Raw genomic sequence first — 19,117 nt, 5'->3', positions numbered from 1 at the left:
ATGATATCCTCCATCTTCATCGCGCGGCCTGTGCGGGGCGAATTGGCGCCACAAGACGGCGCAGAAAAAACCCGGCCACAACCGCCACCAGGAACAGGGCCACTTCCCAACGTCCGGTCCCAAGGGCCGGGATCGCAGCGCCGGGGCAGAACCCGGCGATTCCCCATCCAATGCCGAACAGAGCCGAACCGCCCACAAGTTTCAGGTCGATATCGGTGCTGCTCGATACCTGAAACCGGCCGCCGAACAGGGGCGCGGATCGTTTGAAGGCGAACCTGTAGCCAAAGAAGGTAACGACCAGCGCGCCGCCCATCACGAAGGCAAGGCTTGGGTCCCACGTGCCCGCAATGTCAAAGAAGTTCAGAACCTTCGCCGGGTCCATCATCCCCGAGACGGCAATGCCGGTGCCAAAAACGAGGCCGGTGATCAGTGCGAAAACAAGCTTCATGGTTCAGCCTCCAAACACGTGACGGATCAGAAAGACGGTGATTGCAGCCGTCGCCATGAACGTCGGAACGGCAACCAGCGACCGAACGGACAGGCGCGACAGGCCGCAAACCCCGTGCCCGGACGTGCAGCCCGACCCGAGGCTTGCACCGAGGCCGACTATGACCCCGCCGACGACAATCATGACCGGGCTGATGGGAACGTTAAGTTCGGGCATCGACCCGATGATTACAAAGATCAATCCGGGCGCCAAGACCATGCCGACGATCAGGGCGAGCCGCCATGACAGGTCGTCCCGGCTTTCGACAAAGACGGCCCCAGACAGGATACCGGTGGCCCCGAACACGCGCCCAAGGCCCAGCATCAAGAGCACGGCGCCAAGCCCAATTGCGAGGCCGCCGCCAAAGGATGTGAAAGGTGTGAATGTCGTTTCCATTTCAGCAGTCCCCACAGCTTTTGAGGCCAAGAATGGAATAGTTCGGGCACAGTTTCAGCGTGGACGTGGCCAGCATGACGATGCCGATCACAGCAGCGCCGAATTTGAACAAGGGGGCCGCGAACAATGACACCCCGCTGAGAAACGCAAGATAAAGCAGGGAGAAACCCAAAGCAGCGCGAATGACGCGGTCGATCGTACCGACGTTGACGGACATGTTGAAACCTCATGCGAGCATTGACTTGCTCTCGGGATACAAATGCCCGCCGCACTGTTCAGTGATAATGTCACCGAGCGCGCAGACTTTCTTCAACGAGGGTTCGGCCCTAGTCGCTTTGCGCAATCGTGCGCAAAGCTGCGCGGTCTTCGATGGTGATACGTCCACGTGTCTGGCGGATCAGCCCGCGTTTTGAAAAATCCTGCAACACGCGCGAGATCACCTCCCGCGCCGTACCAAGCTCACTGGCGAGTTGTTGGTGAGTGGCAGATATCTCCTTGAGATCCCGCGCCAATCCGAGCAGCCGCTCCGCCAGCCGCACGTCGATCCGCCCAAACGCCACATCATCCACGACGCGCAAGAGGTCGATGAGGCGCCGCGAATAGGCGGCAAAAACAAATGAACGAAACGCAGGTTCTTCTGCAACGAGGCGATCAAAGGACACGCGCGGCAAGGTAACGGCCAAGACATCCGTTTCGGCAATGCCTTCGGCATTGTAGGCTTCTTCGGCCAGCATGCAGGCGGTTGTCAGGACACAGCTTTCACCCGCCTCCACGCGGTAGAGAACGATTTCGCGGCCGCTGTCGGACGATTGCGACACGCGGATCGTCCCCTCGACCAGGAACATCAGGCTGTCGGGAATATTGTCCGGGCTAAAGACTGTCTTGCCAGCATGGATACGGGCGATACGGGCGCTTCCCAGAAGCCGGTTACGTACGTGCCGCGGCAAGGACGCCGTGCCCTGAAACCGCTCTGTCCAATCGCCGATACTCATCCTGCGGTCACCTTTGTTTCTTTCGGCTGTGCCTCGATGCAAATGGGCGCGGCTCGAAGGCTCGGCAAGCCCCTAGGCCTTTGACCTGGGCATTCGTGAAACTGTCCGGGTGTTTGACCCGATGTCGATCACCGTCTCTCGCACCTTATGTCGGATTCAAGTCCTGACACCTGACCTATGCACCTTGCGCTGCGCGCACCGTACAAATCCTTGCGCCGAGATGGAAATACATTCATATTCGCATACAAGAATTTATTGGGAGGGTAACCATGTCGTTGTCACGCCGCAGATTTTTGCAAACAGCTGCCGCCGTGCCTCTTGCCGGGTCCTGGCCCCGCTTGGCGACCGCAGAGATTTCCCTTGGATCAGCGACCCTGACAACCGTCAGCGACGGCAGCCTGATGCTGCCCGGCAGTTTCATCTTTGAACCCATGCCCAAGGACGAACTGGCACCGATCCTGATGGACTACGGCATTTCGGACGAGCGGCTGACGCCCGAATGCAACCTCGCACTCTACCGCGATGGCACGAACACCGTGCTCTTTGACGTGGGCTCAGGGCCCGACTTCATGCCGACAGCAGGCACCATTCTCGACAGCCTGGACGCGGCCGGCCGCGCGCCCGAGGACATTACCCATGTCGTGTTCACCCACGCCCATCCCGATCACATCTGGGGGCTGCTGGACGAGTTCGACGAACCGCTGTTCCCCGACGCCACCTACATGATGGGCCGCGACGAATGGAATTACTGGTGGGATCCCGACACCGTCGACACCATAGGTGACGCGCGCGCTGCCTTTGCCGTGGGGGCCAGGCGCCGGATGGAAGTGATCGAGGACAGCGTGCAGCTCTTCGACGATGGGCAAGAGATCCTGCCCGGCATCTCGGCCGTGCCAACCCCCGGTCACACGCCCGGCCACATGAGTTTCGAGGTGCGCAACGAGTCCGATAGCGCACTGGTGATCGGGGACGCCATCGGCAATCACCACGTGGCTTTTCGCAAGCCTGGCTGGATCAGCGGGTCGGATCAGGACGGCGATATGGCGGCTGCCACGCGCAAGGTTCTGTTTGACCGCATCATGTCCGAGCAGATGCGGATCGTCGGCTTTCACTTGCCGCGAGGCGGCTTGGGCCGCGTGGACAAGGGTGCAGAGGGGTACGTATTCGTGCCGGGTGACACATGATGCGGTGGCTTGCAATCTTCGGCGCGCTCGTCGCCCTGCCCGCCCTCGCAAGCGAGGAAATCGCGGACCAGTACCCCGGTTCGATGCTCTACTCCAAACCGGTCGAGGTGATCCCGCATGTCTGGTCCGCCATCGGGGCCACCGCTCCGCCGACCCATGAGAACAGCGGGCACAACAACAACCTGAGCTTCATCGTGACGGGCGACGGCGTGATCGTGATCAACGGCGGTGCCGCCTACCTGTTGGCCAAGGCACTGCATGACGAGATCAAGACGATCACCGACCAGCCCGTGAAGCTCGTCATCGACGAAAACGGGCAAGGCCACGCGATGCTTGGCAATTCCTACTGGGCCGAACAGGGCGTGCCGATCCTCGCCCATGTCGACGCCGCGCACGAGATCGAAGAAAACGGTCACCGAATTCTTGAGGGCATGAAAGGCTACAACCGCGACAAGGCCGAAGGCACTTTCGTCGCGCCGCCCACACGCACCTTCGAAGACCGCGAAGTCATCGAAATGGGCGATTTCAGCATCGAGGTCTTGCACCTTGGCCCTGCCCACGGCCCAGGCGACACCCAGGTCTGGCTGCCGGAGCAAAGCCTCGTGATCGCGGGCGACATGGCGTTTCACGAGCGCATGCTGCCGATCTTTGCCGACACGATAACAGCAGACTGGATCGACACGTGGGAATGCTGTTTCGAGGCGCTGAACGCCACCTACGTGATCCCCGGCCACGGCCATCCCACCAACATGGATCAGGTGCGCCGTTATACGCGCGACTACCTTGTCTACCTGCGCGAGCAGGTCGGTGCGCATCTGGATGCAGGCGGTGATCTGGCCGATGCGTACTACGTCGATCAGTCGCCCTACGCCCACCTTGATACATTCGAAGAGCTGGCGACCAAGAACGCGGGCCGCGTCTATGAACAGATGGAATTCGAATGACCGCGTCTTTTTGCGCCGGGTCAACGCGCACGGCCCGAGGCGGGCGCATAACCCACAGAACGATGACCTCAGGAGCGCACTGTGCTGGAAGCCCTGATTGACCGTTTCGGTGACCCGGCGGTGATGTGCGCGGCTGGCGTCTTTGTGGGTCTGCTGTTCGGCGCGGCCGCCCTGCATTCCAAATTCTGCCTGCGTGCCGCCACGGTCGAGGTATCCGAAGGCCAGCCCGGCCCCCGCCTCGCCATCTGGCTGGTGGCGTTCTTTGCCGCACTCGTCACGGTGCAGGCCACCATCCTGACCGGCGCGCTGGACACCAGTGACGCGCGCCAGCTGGCCGCCACGGGCAGCTTGTCGGGCGCGATCATCGGCGGGCTGATGTTCGGTGCGGGGATGATCCTTGCCCGCGGCTGCGTCAGCCGGCTGCTGGTCCTGTCGGCCACCGGGAACCTGCGGGCCATCGTGACCGGGCTTGTCGTCACGATCGTGGCACAGGCCGCACTCAGCGGTGTGCTTTCGCCGCTACGCGAAACACTTGCGCTCCTGTGGACGGTGCCGGGCGGGTCCGCGCGTAGCGTGATGGGGATGCTGGGCATGGGAGTGCCCGTGCTGACCACCTTTGCGGCACTTGCCTTCGTGGGGGCACTGGTTTTCGGTCGCGTCCACCGTGTGCCCGTGACCGAGCTTGCAGCGGCAACCCTTGTCGGCGTTGCGGTCTTCGTGGGCTGGCTGGTGACCTACCTCATCGCCCAGGTGTCTTTCGAAGTGATCGCGGTGCAGTCCGTCACCTTCACCGGGCCCTCCACCGACACACTCATGGCGCTGGTCACAGCTCCCGATGTCATTCCCAGCTTTGGTCTCGGCCTCGTGCCCGGTGTGTTCATCGGCGCCCTTCTGACCGCACTGATCAAGGGCGAGGCGCGCGTTCAGCGTTTTGACGCCGACACCCCGATGGAGCGATATCTGGTCGGCGGGGTTCTCATGGGCTTTGGCAGCATGCTTGCGGGCGGCTGCGCCGTTGGCGCGGGCATGGCGGGCGGGTCCATCATGGCGCTGACTGCTTGGGTGGCCGTGTTCTGCATGTGGGTGGGGGCGATGATCACCCATCGCTGGATGTCATCACGCCCGCAACTGGTACAATCAGCCTGAGACGCCTACTGCGCCGCCAGCGGACGTCGCGCCAACTGGCATTGGGTCCACAACTTTTCCAGCGCGGCCACCAGCTGGGCCACATCCGCATCGCTGTGCACGGGCGACGGCGTGATGCGCAGGCGCTCGGTCCATTTGGGTACAGTGGGATAGTTGATCGGCTGGATATAGATCCCGTAGTCGCGCAACAGCGTGTCCGAGATGAACTTGCACTTGACCGGATCGCCCACCATCACCGGAATGATATGGCTGGGATTGTCGATATGGGGCAGGCCGATCTGATCCAGCCGCGCCCGCACCTGCGCCACCCGCGCCTGCTGGGCCTCACGCTCGGCCCCGCTGGCCTTCAGATGCCGGATCGACGCCGCAGCCCCTGCCGCAACCGCAGGCGGCAAAGCGGTGGTAAAGATGAACCCGCTGGCAAAGGATCGCACGAAATCGCACAGCTCGGTCGACGCGGCGATATACCCGCCCATGACGCCAAAGGCCTTGCCCAACGTCCCCTCGATGACGGTTAGCCGGTCCATCACCCCTTCGCGCTCGGCCACGCCTCCGCCGCGCGGGCCGTAAAGGCCCACGGCATGCACCTCATCCAGATAGGTCATCGCGTTGTAGCGGTCGGCCAGATCGCAGATCTCGGCAATGGGGGCGATGTCGCCGTCCATGGAATAGACGCTCTCGAAGGCGATCAGCTTGGGCGCGTTGGCCGGAAGGCAGGCCAGTTTCGCCTCCAGATCGGCCTGATCGTTGTGTTTCCAGATCACGCGCGCGGCCTTGGAATGCCGGATGCCTTCAATCATCGACGCATGGTTGAGCGCATCCGAGAGGATGGTCAGCCCGGGAATGCGCGCACCCAACGTGCCCAGGGCCGCCCAGTTCGACACGTAACCGGACGTGAACAATAGCGCCGCCTCTTTCCCATGCAGATCAGCCAGTTCCGCCTCAAGCCGAACGTGGTCATGTGTGGTGCCCGAGATGTTGCGCGTCCCCCCGGCTCCGGCTCCAGTACGATCAAGGGCTGCGTGCATCGCGTCCAGCACAAGCGGGTGCTGGCCCATGCCCAGATAGTCGTTCGAACACCAGATCGTCACCTCACCCGGACCATTGTGGCATGTGGCCGAGGGAAAGGCCCCGCAGTGGCGTTCAAGCTCTGCAAAGTTACGGTAATTGCCGCTGTCGCGAAGCGCGTCCAGCTCGGATCGGAAAAAATCGGTGTAGTTCATCAATTCTCCACAGCGTCCGCGACGATGTCGGCCAGCAAGGCCTGCACCTTCTGCATCTCGCCTGCGGGGTATTCACGATAGCCGATCATGACACCCTCGGCGTTTTCGGCGACAAAGATGCCATAGGGGCAATGCGCGATGTTCATCGGGTCGGCTTCCATCACCTCGCGCGATACCACGGCCGAGCAGAAGATGAAGATATCCGCCTCCTTGAACAGCTCGGCATCACTGCCGACATCCGCTCCGGTACGATTCAGCATCTCGCCGGTGTGGCTTACATAGTCGATGACAAGGCCCTTGCCGACAATCGCGCTTTCCACGGCAAAGGCGGCGTCGTCGAAACTGCCGTCGAAGGGCACTGTGATTGCGGTTTCGGCATGGGCAGCGCTGCCAAGGCCCAGCAAAATGGCAAGAATGGTCTGTTTCATCATATCCTCCTGATCATGCCGCAGAATTGCATGCGTGTGAGGGCGGGGCCTTGAGAAACGGCAAGGCCCCGCCGTGGTCTCAGACAGATGCGCCGAACATGTCGGCGGTGATGCCTGCGTACCAGCCTTCGGATTCCTCGTAGGTGGCCTTGCGCACGTCCGAGGATTCACCGGTTTGCGAGATGAAGCCGTCGACCTTGGCAATCTTCTCTTCGGTCGCCTCGTAGGTGGCCCCAACCTTGACGCCGTCATCGGCGTCGATCAGCGACCAGCAGGTGTTCGAGAATTTGGCCGGGAACACCTTGGACCCGGTCAGCGCACCGCGTACCGCGTTGGCGCAGACCTTGGCCTGACTGTTGGCGGAGAAGCCCGATTTCGGCATGTCACCCTGCTGGCTCGCGTCGCCCAGCACATGGATGTCCGGGTCGGCCTTGCTGGACATGTCGGCGGCGTTCACCGGGGCCCAGTTGCCATCGGTCACGCCAGCCAGTTCCGCGATGCGGCCCGCCTTCATCGCGGGGATGACATTGCAGACATCGACCTTGGTTTCCTCGCCGTCAATGGTCACGGTCATGGCTGCGGGATCCACGGACACGTTCCCGCCGCCAAAATCTTCCCCGATCCAGTCGACCATTCCCGAATAGTGGTTGTTCCACCCTTCCTGAAACAGCGCCATTTTCGAGAATTTCGCCTTGGGATCGGCCACGATGATCTTGGCCGTCGGGTTGTTGGCTTTCAGGTAATGCGCCACCATGGATACGCGCTCGTATGGTCCGGGCGGGCAGCGATAGGGATTCGGCGGCGCCACCATGGCAAAGGTGCCGCCCTCGGGCATCGCCTTCAGCTGCGCCTTCAGCAACTCGGTCTGCGATCCGCCCTTGTAGGCATGCGGCATCGCGTTCTGCGCGCTCAGGTCCCAGCCCTCGACCGCACCATCGACAAAGTCGATACCGGGCGACAGAATCAGCTTGTCATATGGCAAGCTTGCCCCACCCGCGAGGCTGACGGTCCTGGCATCACGATCGACGCCTACGGCCCAGTCATGCACGACATTCACGCCACCTGCGGCCAGACCGCCATAGGTATGGCCCAGATCGTCCATCTCCTTGAAGCCGCCCAGATAGAGATTGGAGAAGAAACAGGTGTAGTAGGTGCGCGTCGGTTCGATCAGGGTCACATCGACCTCGCCCTTGCTGTCCTTGGCGATATAGCGCGCGGCGGTCGCGCCCCCTGCCCCGCCGCCGATCACGACGACGCGCGGTTTGCCCTGCGCGCGCACCATCGGTGCGGCAAGGCCGGCCGCCACCACCGCAGATGCTCCAAGAAAAGTCCGCCTGTTGAAGGTCACAATAAATCTCCTCCCGATGATGACCTCAGTTCTCGAGGTCCTTGAAATACGCCGCGAGTGCTGCGATCTCCTCGTCTCCCAACCGGCCTGCAATCATCTGCATGACCGGATGGTTGCGTTGCTTGTTCTTGTAGGCATGCATGGCCACCACGAACTGATCCTCGGGCCAGAACGTGATGGAAGGAATGCCCTCGTCACTGCCCCCCGTCTGATGGCAGGTGGTGCATTCACCGCTCAGATACGCGCCGTATTCCGGGTCGCCCGTCAGGGCGAGGATGGCGGGGTCAAGGTCATGATCCACGGCCTGCGCCGTCGGGTCCGCCTCTGGAATGTCGGCGGGGTTGTCCGAGAACTGGCGCAGATACACGATCAGATGCGCCCGATCCTGTGCGTCCTTCACCCCGCGAAAGCTCATCCGCGTGCCGCTGGTTATGGCGCGCGGGTTTTCAAGGAAAACGTCCAGCGTTTCGGCGTGCCATTCCAGCCCGCCGGCACCCGCGCGCTCAAAGCTCTTGGAATACTCGAAGTCGTCCAGACTGGCCGCCTTGCGCCCGAACAGGCCGTTCAGATGCGGGCCGATCCGGTGCGTGGCCCCGGCCCCGACCTGATGGCAGCCCTTGCATTGCTGAAACACCTTTTCCCCCGCCTGGGCGTCACCGGTATCGGCATGGCCGGACAACGCCGTCAGCCCGGTCAGGGCCAATGGCAAAAGGGATCGCAGGGCGCGCACCACGGCTATTCCGAAAAGCTCGCGAGATAGGCGGTGATGGCTTCCAGATCTTCGTCCTTCTTCAGCCCGGCAAAGACCATCTTTGTGCCTTTCATGTAGGACTTGGGCTTCGCCAGGAACGCGACCATCTCCTCGGTCGTCCACACCTTTCCCTCGGCGTTCGCATCGGCAAAACCGTCCGAGTATTTGAATCCCTCGACCGATCCCATGGTGCGCCCCATGATGCCGTTCAGGTGTGGACCCACCTTGTTCCTGGCCCCGTCACCCACCGCATGGCAGGCGGAGCATTTGCGGAACACCTTTTCCCCATGTTCCAGCAACGCATCACCGTCGCTTGCCGCCGCCACCTCCGCTGTCTCGGGCGCGGGCGCCTCCGCAGCCTTTGGCGCCGCGACCGGAATAAAGGACGGCCCCTCAGCGGTGAAGGACGGCAACCCTTCGACCTTGGCCGGATTCATCACAGAATTCGACCCACCCTCGGGCGGTGTCTCGACCAGAAAGACCGACCGCATGGTGATCTCAACCGTGTCCTTGCAATTCTCCATGCACGGCTCGGCGCGCCATTCGGCGTATTCGGCCTCGGCCCGGTCATCGACAACGAAGCCGTCGGCATTGTGCATCTGGACATCCGTGAACGTCTCGCGGCTCAGCACAAAGTCGTCGTCCACCATGTCGTTGGAATAAAGGAGGTAGGCAACGATGGCGTATGTCTCATCAACCGTCAGCGTCCCTGCCGCGCCAAAGGGCATGGAGCGGTGAACATAGTCCCAGACCGTCGACAGATAGGGCCAGTAGCTGCCGACCGTCTTGACAGGATCCTTGTTCCCCAGCGTGTCGAACCCGCCCGCAAGCACGGGCCAGTTGTCCACCCCTTCTGCAAAATCGCCGTGGCAGGAGGCGCAATAGTCGACATAGACCTCTTCGCCGGTCCAGACGTCACCACTTCCCTCTGGCAGACCACGCCCATCGGGCAGGATGTCCACGTCCCAGGCGGCAATCTCTTCGGGATGTGCGGCGCGACCCAAACCGTAGCGCTTGTCGATCTGCGGGGCAGGCTCGGCGGGTGTTCCGCCGGCCACAAGGGTTGCTGCGGTGGTCGTCGCCGACACCTGTCCGATTTGGGTTTCGAGCGTGTCGACCCCGCCAGCCACCTGGTCGCGGTCCATCAGAGCAAAGGCCGTCCAGAGGACGAGAGCCGAACTTCCAATTGCGGGGATGAAGAGATTAGGAGACTTCGACATTCTCGGCGATCCCTTGTGAATTCACATACCAGGTCTGGATGCAGTTGTTGTGGTAGACGGAGTTCTCGCCGCGTTTCTCGCGCAGCTGCTCCTTGGTCGGCTGGACATAACCGGTGTCGTCCATCGCGCGGGATTGCAGCAGCATCGGCGCGCCATCCCACTCCATATCCAGGTAGAACCGGGTCAGTGCCTTTGTGTCGCCCTGCTTGCCGAGACGCGCGGTCTCCCAGGTGATACCGCCGTCCTTGGACACGTCCACGCGGGCGATCTTGCCATGACCGGACCAGGCCAAACCCGAAATGACCAGCGGGCCAGCGCCATGTTTGATCGGCATCTGCGGGCTGGGCGAGGTGATGACCGATTTCGCGTCCATCTCCCACGTCCATTTGCGCGCGGTGCCATCCTCCAGCACGTCGGTGTACTTGCTGGTTTCCTCGCGGCTTTCCACGGCCATGTCGGTCACTTCGATGCGGCGCAGCCACTTGACCCACATGTTCCCTTCCCATCCCGGCACCACAAGGCGCACGGGATATCCATGCTCCATGCGCAGCGCCTCGCCATTGGCCTTGAAGGCGACCAGCACGTCGTCCAACGCCTTCTCCATCGGGATGGACCGCCCGTTCGACGACGCGTCTGCCCCCTCGACGTAGACCCACTTGTCCGCGGACATGTCGGCACCCGCTTCGTTCAGCAGGATGCGCAGGGGCACGCCGGTATATTCCATGTTGTGGATCATGCCGTGAGTGAACTGCACGCCGTTCAGCTGCGCACCCGCCCACTCCATCCCGGTGTTGGCGGCGCATTCGCAGAAATAGACGTGGTTTTCCCGCGGGAAGCGTTCCAGATCGTCATAGGTGAACACCAGCGGCTGGTCTACCAGCCCATTGATCATCAACCGATAATCGGGCTTCGCCAACTCGATGGCACCCGAATGGTGGCGTTCAAACGCACAGCCCTGTGGTGTGATGGTCCCCTCAAGCGCATGGATCGGCGTGAAGTTGATGGACGAGATGGGCGAGGCCGTCAGCCATTCGACGTTCCGGCGCACAACGTGGCTCTCGAAACTGATGGGCATGCCGTATGGCGTCTCATCCACGCCGACGCCGGTATAGCTGGTCCAGTCCTGCAATTCAGTGATCAGCGGATCAGGCCCGGTGGCCGCAGCCGCCCCCGCCACAGACCCCGCCGCCACAGCGGCAGAGCCGCGCAGGAAGGCCCGCCGGGATGGTTTGAACGTATCATCCATGTCTGACACTCCCCCTCGTTAAACGCCGGTCACGACGACGCTGTTGTTATTGTCTCGATTGACGGTCACGGTGCCCATCTTTGCGATATGGCTTTCCACCACGTCCCAGATCTGCGGCCCCTCCGTGTCCTCATTGACCGACGCCCAGCCGGCCACCACGTAGTTGCGCGCGGGATCAATCGGCTCGCCCGTGTTCAGCAATGTCATGTTGCCGATGCGGCTGCCCTGGGGTTCGCGCACGTCGATGTGGTAGCCGAGGCCGCCCGTCCGCACCATGTCCCCGCCCTGCTGGTAATAGGGGTCGGGGTTGAAGATGTTGTCGGCCACATCCTCCAGCACGACTTTCAGGAATTCACCCGTCATTTCCGTGCGATACGCCTTGCCATAGGTCATAGACGTGACGTTGAAGATATCCTCGCGCGTGATGTCCTGACCGGGGATCAGCGACGGCCCCCAGCGCACGCCGGGGCTCAGCGCAATCTCGGCGTCGCGCTCGGCCAACAACGCGTCGCAGATCAGATCATCCCACGTGCCGTTGAAATTTCCGCGACGGTAGAGAAGGCTGTCGGTCTGCCCGATCACCTCTGCCATGTCCGCCTCAAACGGCGCGCGCTGCTCATCGATCAGCGCCGTCATATCAGCGTCTGGAGAAATAACGTCAGAGAAGATCGGGATCAGTTTCGACCGGTAGCCCATCATCCGACCGTCGCGGATATCAAGGTCAATGCGCGTCACGAACTTCCCGTTGGATCCCGACGGAAAAATCAGCGTCTCGCCTGACACTGCGGGTTCGGGCAACGCATCATGCGTGTGGCCCGACAGGATGACATCAATTCCGCTGACAACGGTGGCCATCTTCTTGTCGACGTCAAAGCCGTTGTGGCTCAGGACGACAACGCACTCCGCACCGGCCGCACGGACCTCGTCGACCATCGCCTGCATATTCTCGTCCCGGATGCCGAACGCATATTCGGGGAACATCCAGCCCGGGTTTGCGATGGGCATGTAGGGAAACGCCTGCCCGATCACGGCAATCTTGGTGCCGCCCCGCTCGAACATCTTGTAGGGCGGGAAAATCTCCGTGGGCTCGTCCCACTCGGCGTCAAAGATGTTCTGACCAAGGGCGGCAAAGGGCAGGCTTTCGACCAGTTCCTTCACGCGGTCCGACCCTAGCGTAAACTCCCAGTGGAAGGTCATCGCGTCCGGTTCCAGCGCGTTCATGACGTTGACCATGTCCTGCCCCTCCGTCTTCAGACAGGTGTAGGAGCCATGCCACGTGTCCCCACCATCAAGCAGGATCGCGTCAGGCCGGTCCGCGCGGATCGCCTTGATCACGGTCGCCACACGATCCATGCCGCCCACCCGGCCATAGGCCTGGGCAAGCGACGCAAAATCACCCGAACTCAGCGCGTAGTGCGAAGGTGATCCATCCTCGATGCCGTAGAGCTTGCGGAACTCCGCCCCCGTGACATGCGGCACGGCCCCCTTGTTGCCGCCCACCCCGATATTCACCGATGGTTCGCGGAAATAGATCGGCTTCAGCTGCGCATGAATATCCGTGACATGGATCAGCGACACGTTCCCGAACGTTTCAAACTGCAGAAGCTGGTCCTGCGTCAGCCTCTGTTGCGCCGCAAGCCGCGCCCAGTTGCCAAAGCCGGATGTGCCCAACAGTGCGGACGCCGCCATCCCAACCTGAAGAAAGTCCCTGCGCGAGATCATGTGATCAGCCCCTCATTACATATGCGTATATGTGAATTTATATACGTCGAAAAAAGGGGCGCCACCCGCAGGCACGCCCCTTGATCCGGTTTACTGCCTGACGGCGGGTGTTTCGACATCCAGCCCGTTGGCACGGCTTGCGACGTAAAGCTCCAGCGCCTTGAACTCGTCGGATCCTTCGGCAAAGGTCTCGGCCCGTGTGTCGCGGATACAGCCCCGGAACCGGTTGTGGCGCGAAATCAGCTTGGCCTGCTTCAGACGGTAGGTCGGAAAGCCGTTGATCATACCCTGGCTCAGATGGTCGGCCCGTATCATGTTGCCATAGTTGTCCTCATGGCAATTGGAGCACGACAACTCGAGCTGACCGTAGCGGGTATAGTAGATCTCCTTGCCCTTCTCCCAGAATGGGGCGGCTTCGCCGTCAATGGCCACCTCCATGGGCATCCCGCGCGATTGCAGACCGATCAAGGCGACCATGGCCTGCATGTCGGCACCGGACCACTTCCAAGGCTCGGCCCCCATCACTTCCACCCGGTGGGTATTGATGAGGTCTTCCATCACGATCAGCTTGCCATCGACAACCTTGGGCATCGTGGCATGCAGGCCGACGAATTCCTCCGGACCACCCTTGTGACATGAGGCGCAGGACTTGCCCTCAGCCCCATCGACCGCATTGAACAGATCCATGCCTTGATCGACAAAGATCATGGCTGGGTTGTCAAAGTCATCCTCCTGCAGAGCCTGGGTCTCGGGCGTGCGGAATCGCCAGCCCGAATAGATCGTGCTCAGGTTCTCCACATGCGCGGGTGCCGCGGTTTCAGTGACGAAGTCCTCGCCATCAATCGACAGCGTGCTGTCATCCTGCGCAATCGCGACCCCGGCCATCCCGACAAAGGCGGCTGCCATCCATGGTTTCAAGTTCATAAGTGTCCCTCCCTGGCGAGATCCCTGTCTTCTCAAGAGACTTCGATCTTCTTGGTTTCCTCGTAGACATCACCGTCATCGTCGTACCAGGTGAACTGGAACTCACCGGACTCGGGCACGATGGCCTCGAACTGGAAATACGGGTTGGTCGAAATCGCAGGCTCCAGCGTGACGTCAATCACGTTCTGGCCGTTGAAGTCGGCGGTAAAGCGGTTGATGATCGACCGGGGGATGATGTTGCCATCATCGTCCTTGCGTTGACCGCTCTCCATCTTGTGGCTGATCAGGGTCTTGATGGTGACGGTGTCACCGGCAGAAGCCGTTTTGGGGACTTTTACGCGGGGTTTTACTCCGGAGGCCATTTGCTCTCTCTCCAATATATGGTGCCCGAATGCCGCGCCCTGCGCGGTTGGGCGGATTGTCAGATCAGCCGCCGCAGCCGCCGATGGTCACTTTCACGTTGGCCGATGCCTTCTGGAACGACCCGTCTTCCATCTGCGCGATGGCAACGACGTTCTGCGTGGTGGCCAGACGAATGCGTGTAGACGCACTGCGCGAGGCGGCCAGCGGGCCAAACTTGAAAGTGGCTACGTTGGGCACCGGGTTGCCATCTGCATAAACCGTGATCGCAACGGCACCGGGGGCCGATACCTCGATCGGCACAGTGTTGCCGTTCTCGGCAATTTCGGGGGCGGTGATGGTCACCGCACCTTCGCCCAGGTCCGCGCCGCCCGTCAGCTTTGCAATCGCGTCATCCATCATGCTGGCAAAGGCCGGAAGGCCGGTCAGGCTCGACAGCGCCATTGCGCCAGAGCCAAGTGCGAGCAGTTTTCGCCGTGTCAGTTCCATAGAACGCTCCAGATCTCTCGTGTTACTCGTCTTTCAGGGTCACAAGGAACGCCACGACGTCCTCGATCTCCTGAGCGGTCAGCAGGGGTTGCACCTCGTCCTCACCATGGGCCTTGCCGGTGTAGGCATCGCCAAGGCGGGTGAACCCGGACGTCTTGTAGAACGATGGCATCACGGTGCCGTCGAACATCATCTTGGCGTCGGCCACGATCCCGCGCAGGTCCGCCTCGCTCCAGCGGTCACCGGCACCGTCCAGCGGCGGGCCGACCTCTCCGTGGAACGGCAGGTCGGACAGCGCGCTGACCGAATGGCAGGCAATGCAGTTGCCCGACCCCTTGTTCATCAGGGCCGCGCCATTGGCCGCATCGCCCGGCATCCCGCTCAGCGACGCGGAAATCGCCCCGTCCTCAAACACAACCTGCGTCGGTTTTACGGCCTCTGCGCTTGCTGCGGTGGCCGCCAGTATCGCGGCCAGGCCAAGTCCAATTCTGTATTTCATGTGCCCTCCCTTGGACGATTCCCGTCCGCTCTTGGGGGAACACTATCGTACACATTCATGATTGAGCAATATCAAATTCAACTACATGAATTTTTATATCTGTTCGCAAGCGCAGCATGACACGCAATGTTTTCCTCGCGCCTGCAGCATGATTCAGTTCGCCTGCTCCGCGAATTTCCGCGCATGGTACTTCTGAAACGGCTCATCGCCGTCATATCCCTTTTCGACCACCCAGTTCAGCATGTTGAAGGTGGTCCAGCGGCCAAAAGCCCCCGGCATGTTGACCACGGCGGCCTGCGTGGCCATCACATCGTCCGCCACCTCTTCGGGAAGGAAATAGATGCTGGGCGTGAACAGCGCGCCCCAGCGTTTGACCATTTCCTTTTCGGGCAACACCGTGCCATCGAAGTCGGTCACCTCCACATCGCCGAACATGTTGATCTGCACGACGAAAAAGTTGTCTTCGATGTATCCGGCGACCTCGGGAACGACGAAAACCTCTTCGTGCATCTTCTTGCAATAAATGCAGCCGCGCTGTTCCACGATGATCATCAGTCGCTTCCCTTCGGCATTCGCCTCATCCAGATCTTCGGCCAGGTCCTTGAACGTGTCGCGCATCCACGGCGCCTTGTGCAGCCCGTCATCCCCCAGCTCGGCAGCCATCGCGGGAATGCCAAGGCTCAGCGCGGTCAGCAGTGCAATCCGTCGAAACATGGTATCCTCCCGTGGATGTCAGCCAATGGCGCTGAACCACGGCACGTGCTCCAGCATCCATTGCGCGATGTAGTTGATGGAATTGGTGGCGATCAGCACGCCAAACAGGACCAGCAGCGCCCCCATGATCTTTTCAACCAAACCAAGGTGACGCCGGAACCGTGCCATGAACCGCATGAACGGCCCGATGAACAGCGCCGCGGCTATGAAGGGCAGCGTCATGCCCAGGCCATAGACAAACAGCAGGCTCGCCCCCTGCCCCGCACTCTCCTGCCCTGCCGCCGTGAACAGAATGGCGGCCAGCACCGGCCCCACACACGGTGTCCAGCCGAAGGCAAAGGCAAGGCCGATGACAAAGGCCCCCAGCAACCCCACATTCGACGTGCTGCCCGCATCCGCCCGGAATTGGCGGTAGAGAATGCCAATGCGCACAACGCCCAGAAAATGCAGCCCCATCGCGATGATGATCGCGGCGGCAACCCAGCGCAGAATGTCGAAATATTCGCGCACCATCTGGCCAAAGGCCGTGGCCGTCGCGCCCAGCCCGATAAACACCGTGATCACCCCCAGCGCAAAGCAGCACGCCGCCAGAAATGCGCGCAGGCGCACGGCGCGCGAGATCTCCGCCTCGGCCGAGATCTGGTTCATGCTGACCCCCGCCAGATAGCTCAGGTAGAACGGCACGATGGGCAGGATGCAGGGCGATAGAAAAGACAGCAGACCCGCCAGCAAAGCGCCCAAATATGTCACATCAAACACGGCGTGGCGGTTCCTTGCCTTGTGATATTCACAAATTAGATTATGATGAAGAATGAAGCGGCGTCAATTGGAGTGGGTCGTGAAAACACTGAATGCCTGGCTGATCACGGCGCTTCTGGTCCTGCCCCTGCCCGCCTTTGCGCAGACATATCTGCTCATGGCGGAAGAAGCCGGCTGCGCCTGGTGCGCGCGCTGGAACGAGGAGATTTCCCACATCTATCCCAAAACTGCAGAGGGCCGGACCGCACCGCTGCAACGTTATGACCTTCACGGCGCGGCACCCGATGTGGACTTTGCGCAAAAGGTTCGCTTCACCCCGACCTTCATCCTGATCCATGACGGAACTGAAGTGGGCCGCATCGAAGGGTACCCGGGCGAGGATTTCTTCTGGAGTCTGCTCACAATGATGTTCGAACGCGCGGGCATTCCCTTGGACAATACGGACTAGACCGCTATGACGCTTGAAATGACAAGTGAACCGGATCAGCAGATGAATGAACCGTCGCGCCTGCCCGTCTTCGACGCCGGCATGTGCACCGAGGATATGGAAAAGATGATGCGCAACGCGCAGGAAGCATCGAACTTCCTCAAGGCGATCAGCCACGAGGGGCGCTTGATGATCCTGTGCCATCTGGCCTCGGGCGAAAAGTCGGTAACGGAACTCGAGGAATTGCTGTCCGCCCGCCAGGCCGCTGTGTCGCAACAGCTGTCCCGATTGCGGCTCGAAGGGCTGGTGAAACCGCGCCGAGATGGCAAGGCGATCTACTACAGCTTGACAGATGATCGACCCAGGCAAATCATGGAGGTCGTCTACGACCTGTTTTGCCGGGACGACGACTGACCGGTCGCCTGGCCAGCGATCGGTCTTCGGGAGGAAGCCCAGTTGCTTGAACTGCTTGGAGAAGCCAATGCCGTTGCATTGATTGGGTTTGTCGGCGGGGTCGCCCTTGGGCTTGCTGCACGGATCGGCCGCTTTTGCACCCTCGGTGCGATCGAAGACGCGCTTTACGGTTCGGATAACCGACGCATGCGGATGTGGGCCATCGCCATCGGTGTCGCCGTCATCGGCACGCATGTCGCCATGTCATTCGGCATGTTTGACGCGTCCGAGGCGGCATATCTTGACCGGGTCTGGAACCCTGCTGGCACGATCATCGGCGGGCTGATGTTCGGCTATGGCATGGCGCTTAGCGGCAATTGCGGCTACGGCGCGCTTGCTCGGCTGGGCGGTGGCGACTTGCGATCATTTGTAATCGTACTGGTCATGGGCCTGTCCGCATATTTCGTAATGTCGGGGCCCCTCGCCCGTCCCAGGGTCACGCTGTTCCCAGTCGAGTCCGATTCCACTTCGGCACAGGGGTTCACACAACTGTTCGAAGGGTTCGGGATCGCCCCCCTCACGACCGGGCTCGTTGTCGGCGGGGCGCTTTTGGCATGGGCGCTGGCCTCGTCCGACATGCGCCGCGCACCGGGCTACTTATTCTGGGGCGCTGTCGTCGGCCTTGCGATTGTCTCTGGCTGGATCGGCACCTATTGGGTCGCAATGGCCGGTTTTGAAGCCGAGCCAATAGAAACCCACACCTTCGTAGCCCCCATTGGCGACACGATCTTCTATTCCATGACGGCCTCTGGCACCGCGCTGTCGTTTAGCGTCGGATCAGTTTTCGGTGTCGTCGTCGGCGCCGCATTGGGGTCGTATTCCAAAGGCCACTTCCGCTGGGAAGCCTGCGATGACCCACGCGAATTGCGACGGCAAATCATGGGTGCCGCAATCATGGGACCAGGGGCAATCCTTGCCGTGGGATGCAGCGTCGGCCAAGGCATCTCTGCCTTCTCGCTTTTGGCGTTCAGTGCACCGGTGACCTTCCTGTCTATCTTCGCAGGCGCCGCATTGGGGTTAAAACAATTGATCACCGGTTTCGCGCCAGCAGAGTAGACGCCAACAAGAGCAAGCGTGCTCACACCAGCCTAGATGCAGCTCTTGTGTTCCCAATTGGTTGGAAATCTCTATCCCTTGCATGGCCAGATTCTTTGTCGGTGACGCTATGTGACTATTCCAGGCCTTTGGGAATGTGCCGCAAAGGGCTTCTCTGGTCGGGTAGCCGCAGGATATTTCGCTGCGTTCACCGAAGCGGCCGTTGGGACAGAGCCCGACCATGCGACCTTCATCTGGCCGCCTCTCATTGGGGGCAGACCACATTGCCTGACCGCGAACGCCGCAGCTCATCCGCTTATGACCCGGGTCGAACCCGAGACGCGGATGCCCGCGCCCGGTGCCTCGCCGA

The 19,117-nt window shown here is 61.3% G+C and carries 23 protein-coding genes; 6 read left to right on the top strand and 17 right to left on the bottom strand.

The window, feature by feature from the left end:
- Positions 1-16: 16 nt before the first annotated feature.
- The 4 genes from BMX57_RS05020 to BMX57_RS05005 all read right to left on the bottom strand — a co-directional run bounded on the left by BMX57_RS05020 (position 17) and on the right by BMX57_RS05005 (position 1,875).
- On the bottom strand, positions 17-448 hold the full coding sequence (locus BMX57_RS05020; RefSeq protein ID WP_092363160.1) for a DUF6691 family protein: 432 nt from the start codon (positions 446-448) through the stop codon (positions 17-19).
- Between the two features lie 3 nt (positions 449-451).
- Positions 452-883 (bottom strand): YeeE/YedE family protein, encoded by a 432-nt coding sequence (locus BMX57_RS05015; RefSeq protein ID WP_092363158.1) that lies wholly within the window; start codon positions 881-883, stop codon positions 452-454.
- A 1-nt stretch (position 884) separates the two neighbouring features.
- Positions 885-1,100 (bottom strand): YgaP family membrane protein, encoded by a 216-nt coding sequence (locus BMX57_RS05010; RefSeq protein ID WP_092363156.1) that lies wholly within the window; start codon positions 1,098-1,100, stop codon positions 885-887.
- Positions 1,101-1,209: 109 nt separating this feature from the next.
- Complete coding sequence (locus BMX57_RS05005) at positions 1,210-1,875, bottom strand: Crp/Fnr family transcriptional regulator (protein ID WP_092363154.1); 666 nt, start codon at positions 1,873-1,875, stop codon at positions 1,210-1,212.
- A 269-nt stretch (positions 1,876-2,144) separates the two neighbouring features.
- Here BMX57_RS05005 and BMX57_RS05000 point away from each other — a divergent pair, with 269 nt between their 5' ends.
- From BMX57_RS05000 to BMX57_RS04990, 3 genes are all read left to right on the top strand, one after another.
- Positions 2,145-3,059 carry an MBL fold metallo-hydrolase gene (locus BMX57_RS05000; RefSeq protein WP_092363152.1) on the top strand — a complete coding sequence of 305 codons (915 nt, stop codon included), beginning with the start codon at positions 2,145-2,147 and terminating at the stop codon, positions 3,057-3,059.
- On the top strand, positions 3,059-4,003 hold the full coding sequence (locus BMX57_RS04995) for an MBL fold metallo-hydrolase (protein ID WP_177175387.1): 945 nt from the start codon (positions 3,059-3,061) through the stop codon (positions 4,001-4,003). Before BMX57_RS05000 ends, BMX57_RS04995 begins: the two co-directional genes overlap by 1 nt.
- A gap of 81 nt (positions 4,004-4,084) precedes the next feature.
- A complete protein-coding gene (locus BMX57_RS04990) occupies positions 4,085-5,149 on the top strand; it encodes a YeeE/YedE family protein (RefSeq protein ID WP_092363148.1) in 1,065 nt (354 codons plus the stop codon).
- 5 nt (positions 5,150-5,154) lie between these two features.
- On the opposite strand, the gene hemA is transcribed toward BMX57_RS04990, so the two are convergent.
- The 13 genes from hemA to BMX57_RS04925 all read right to left on the bottom strand — a co-directional run bounded on the left by hemA (position 5,155) and on the right by BMX57_RS04925 (position 16,832).
- Positions 5,155-6,372 carry a 5-aminolevulinate synthase gene (hemA, locus tag BMX57_RS04985; protein ID WP_092363146.1) on the bottom strand — a complete coding sequence of 406 codons (1,218 nt, stop codon included), beginning with the start codon at positions 6,370-6,372 and terminating at the stop codon, positions 5,155-5,157.
- On the bottom strand, positions 6,372-6,800 hold the full coding sequence (locus tag BMX57_RS04980; protein WP_092364289.1) for a DUF302 domain-containing protein: 429 nt from the start codon (positions 6,798-6,800) through the stop codon (positions 6,372-6,374). The genes hemA and BMX57_RS04980 overlap by 1 nt, the downstream gene beginning before the upstream one ends.
- A gap of 79 nt (positions 6,801-6,879) precedes the next feature.
- On the bottom strand, positions 6,880-8,148 hold the full coding sequence (locus BMX57_RS04975) for an NAD(P)/FAD-dependent oxidoreductase (protein ID WP_092363144.1): 1,269 nt from the start codon (positions 8,146-8,148) through the stop codon (positions 6,880-6,882).
- A gap of 25 nt (positions 8,149-8,173) precedes the next feature.
- Positions 8,174-8,881: a c-type cytochrome gene (locus BMX57_RS04970; RefSeq protein WP_143057882.1), complete on the bottom strand. Its 708-nt coding sequence runs from the start codon at positions 8,879-8,881 to the stop codon at positions 8,174-8,176.
- 2 nt (positions 8,882-8,883) lie between these two features.
- Positions 8,884-10,119 carry a c-type cytochrome gene (locus BMX57_RS04965; protein WP_092363142.1) on the bottom strand — a complete coding sequence of 412 codons (1,236 nt, stop codon included), beginning with the start codon at positions 10,117-10,119 and terminating at the stop codon, positions 8,884-8,886.
- Positions 10,103-11,365, bottom strand: coding sequence for a sulfite dehydrogenase (gene soxC / locus BMX57_RS04960; RefSeq protein ID WP_092363140.1), 1,263 nt, complete (start codon positions 11,363-11,365; stop codon positions 10,103-10,105). Before soxC ends, BMX57_RS04965 begins: the two co-directional genes overlap by 17 nt.
- 18 nt (positions 11,366-11,383) lie before the next feature.
- Positions 11,384-13,087 carry a thiosulfohydrolase SoxB gene (soxB, locus tag BMX57_RS04955; RefSeq protein WP_092363138.1) on the bottom strand — a complete coding sequence of 568 codons (1,704 nt, stop codon included), beginning with the start codon at positions 13,085-13,087 and terminating at the stop codon, positions 11,384-11,386.
- Positions 13,088-13,177: 90 nt separating this feature from the next.
- The gene (gene soxA / locus BMX57_RS04950) at positions 13,178-14,011 is read right to left on the bottom strand and encodes a sulfur oxidation c-type cytochrome SoxA (RefSeq protein ID WP_092363136.1); all 834 of its coding nucleotides are present in this window, start codon (positions 14,009-14,011) and stop codon (positions 13,178-13,180) included.
- A 32-nt stretch (positions 14,012-14,043) separates the two neighbouring features.
- The gene (gene soxZ / locus BMX57_RS04945) at positions 14,044-14,373 is read right to left on the bottom strand and encodes a thiosulfate oxidation carrier complex protein SoxZ (RefSeq protein ID WP_092363135.1); all 330 of its coding nucleotides are present in this window, start codon (positions 14,371-14,373) and stop codon (positions 14,044-14,046) included.
- Between the two features lie 64 nt (positions 14,374-14,437).
- Positions 14,438-14,860, bottom strand: a complete 423-nt coding sequence (gene soxY / locus BMX57_RS04940) for a thiosulfate oxidation carrier protein SoxY (protein WP_092363133.1) — start codon at positions 14,858-14,860, stop codon at positions 14,438-14,440.
- Between the two features lie 22 nt (positions 14,861-14,882).
- Positions 14,883-15,359 (bottom strand): sulfur oxidation c-type cytochrome SoxX, encoded by a 477-nt coding sequence (soxX, locus tag BMX57_RS04935; protein ID WP_092363132.1) that lies wholly within the window; start codon positions 15,357-15,359, stop codon positions 14,883-14,885.
- Positions 15,360-15,512: 153 nt separating this feature from the next.
- Positions 15,513-16,073 carry a thioredoxin family protein gene (locus BMX57_RS04930; protein WP_092363130.1) on the bottom strand — a complete coding sequence of 187 codons (561 nt, stop codon included), beginning with the start codon at positions 16,071-16,073 and terminating at the stop codon, positions 15,513-15,515.
- A gap of 18 nt (positions 16,074-16,091) precedes the next feature.
- On the bottom strand, positions 16,092-16,832 hold the full coding sequence (locus tag BMX57_RS04925; RefSeq protein WP_092363128.1) for a cytochrome c biogenesis CcdA family protein: 741 nt from the start codon (positions 16,830-16,832) through the stop codon (positions 16,092-16,094).
- Between the two features lie 79 nt (positions 16,833-16,911).
- Here BMX57_RS04925 and BMX57_RS04920 point away from each other — a divergent pair, with 79 nt between their 5' ends.
- Genes BMX57_RS04920 through BMX57_RS04910 form a run of 3 tightly spaced genes read left to right on the top strand, consistent with a single transcriptional unit; the run spans position 16,912 to position 18,768 of the window.
- The gene (locus BMX57_RS04920; RefSeq protein ID WP_373283096.1) at positions 16,912-17,280 is read left to right on the top strand and encodes a hypothetical protein; all 369 of its coding nucleotides are present in this window, start codon (positions 16,912-16,914) and stop codon (positions 17,278-17,280) included.
- 6 nt (positions 17,281-17,286) lie between these two features.
- A complete protein-coding gene (locus tag BMX57_RS04915; RefSeq protein WP_373283097.1) occupies positions 17,287-17,673 on the top strand; it encodes an ArsR/SmtB family transcription factor in 387 nt (128 codons plus the stop codon).
- 42 nt (positions 17,674-17,715) lie between these two features.
- Positions 17,716-18,768 (top strand): YeeE/YedE family protein, encoded by a 1,053-nt coding sequence (locus BMX57_RS04910; RefSeq protein WP_092363124.1) that lies wholly within the window; start codon positions 17,716-17,718, stop codon positions 18,766-18,768.
- The last annotated feature ends 349 nt before the right edge of the window (positions 18,769-19,117 follow it).

Origin of the sequence: Cribrihabitans marinus, assembly GCF_900109035.1 — a bacterium.
Lineage (GTDB): Bacteria > Pseudomonadota > Alphaproteobacteria > Rhodobacterales > Rhodobacteraceae > Cribrihabitans > Cribrihabitans marinus.
The sequence above is the reverse complement of the archived record's forward strand: the minus strand, read 5'-3'. Positions and strand labels throughout refer to the sequence as shown.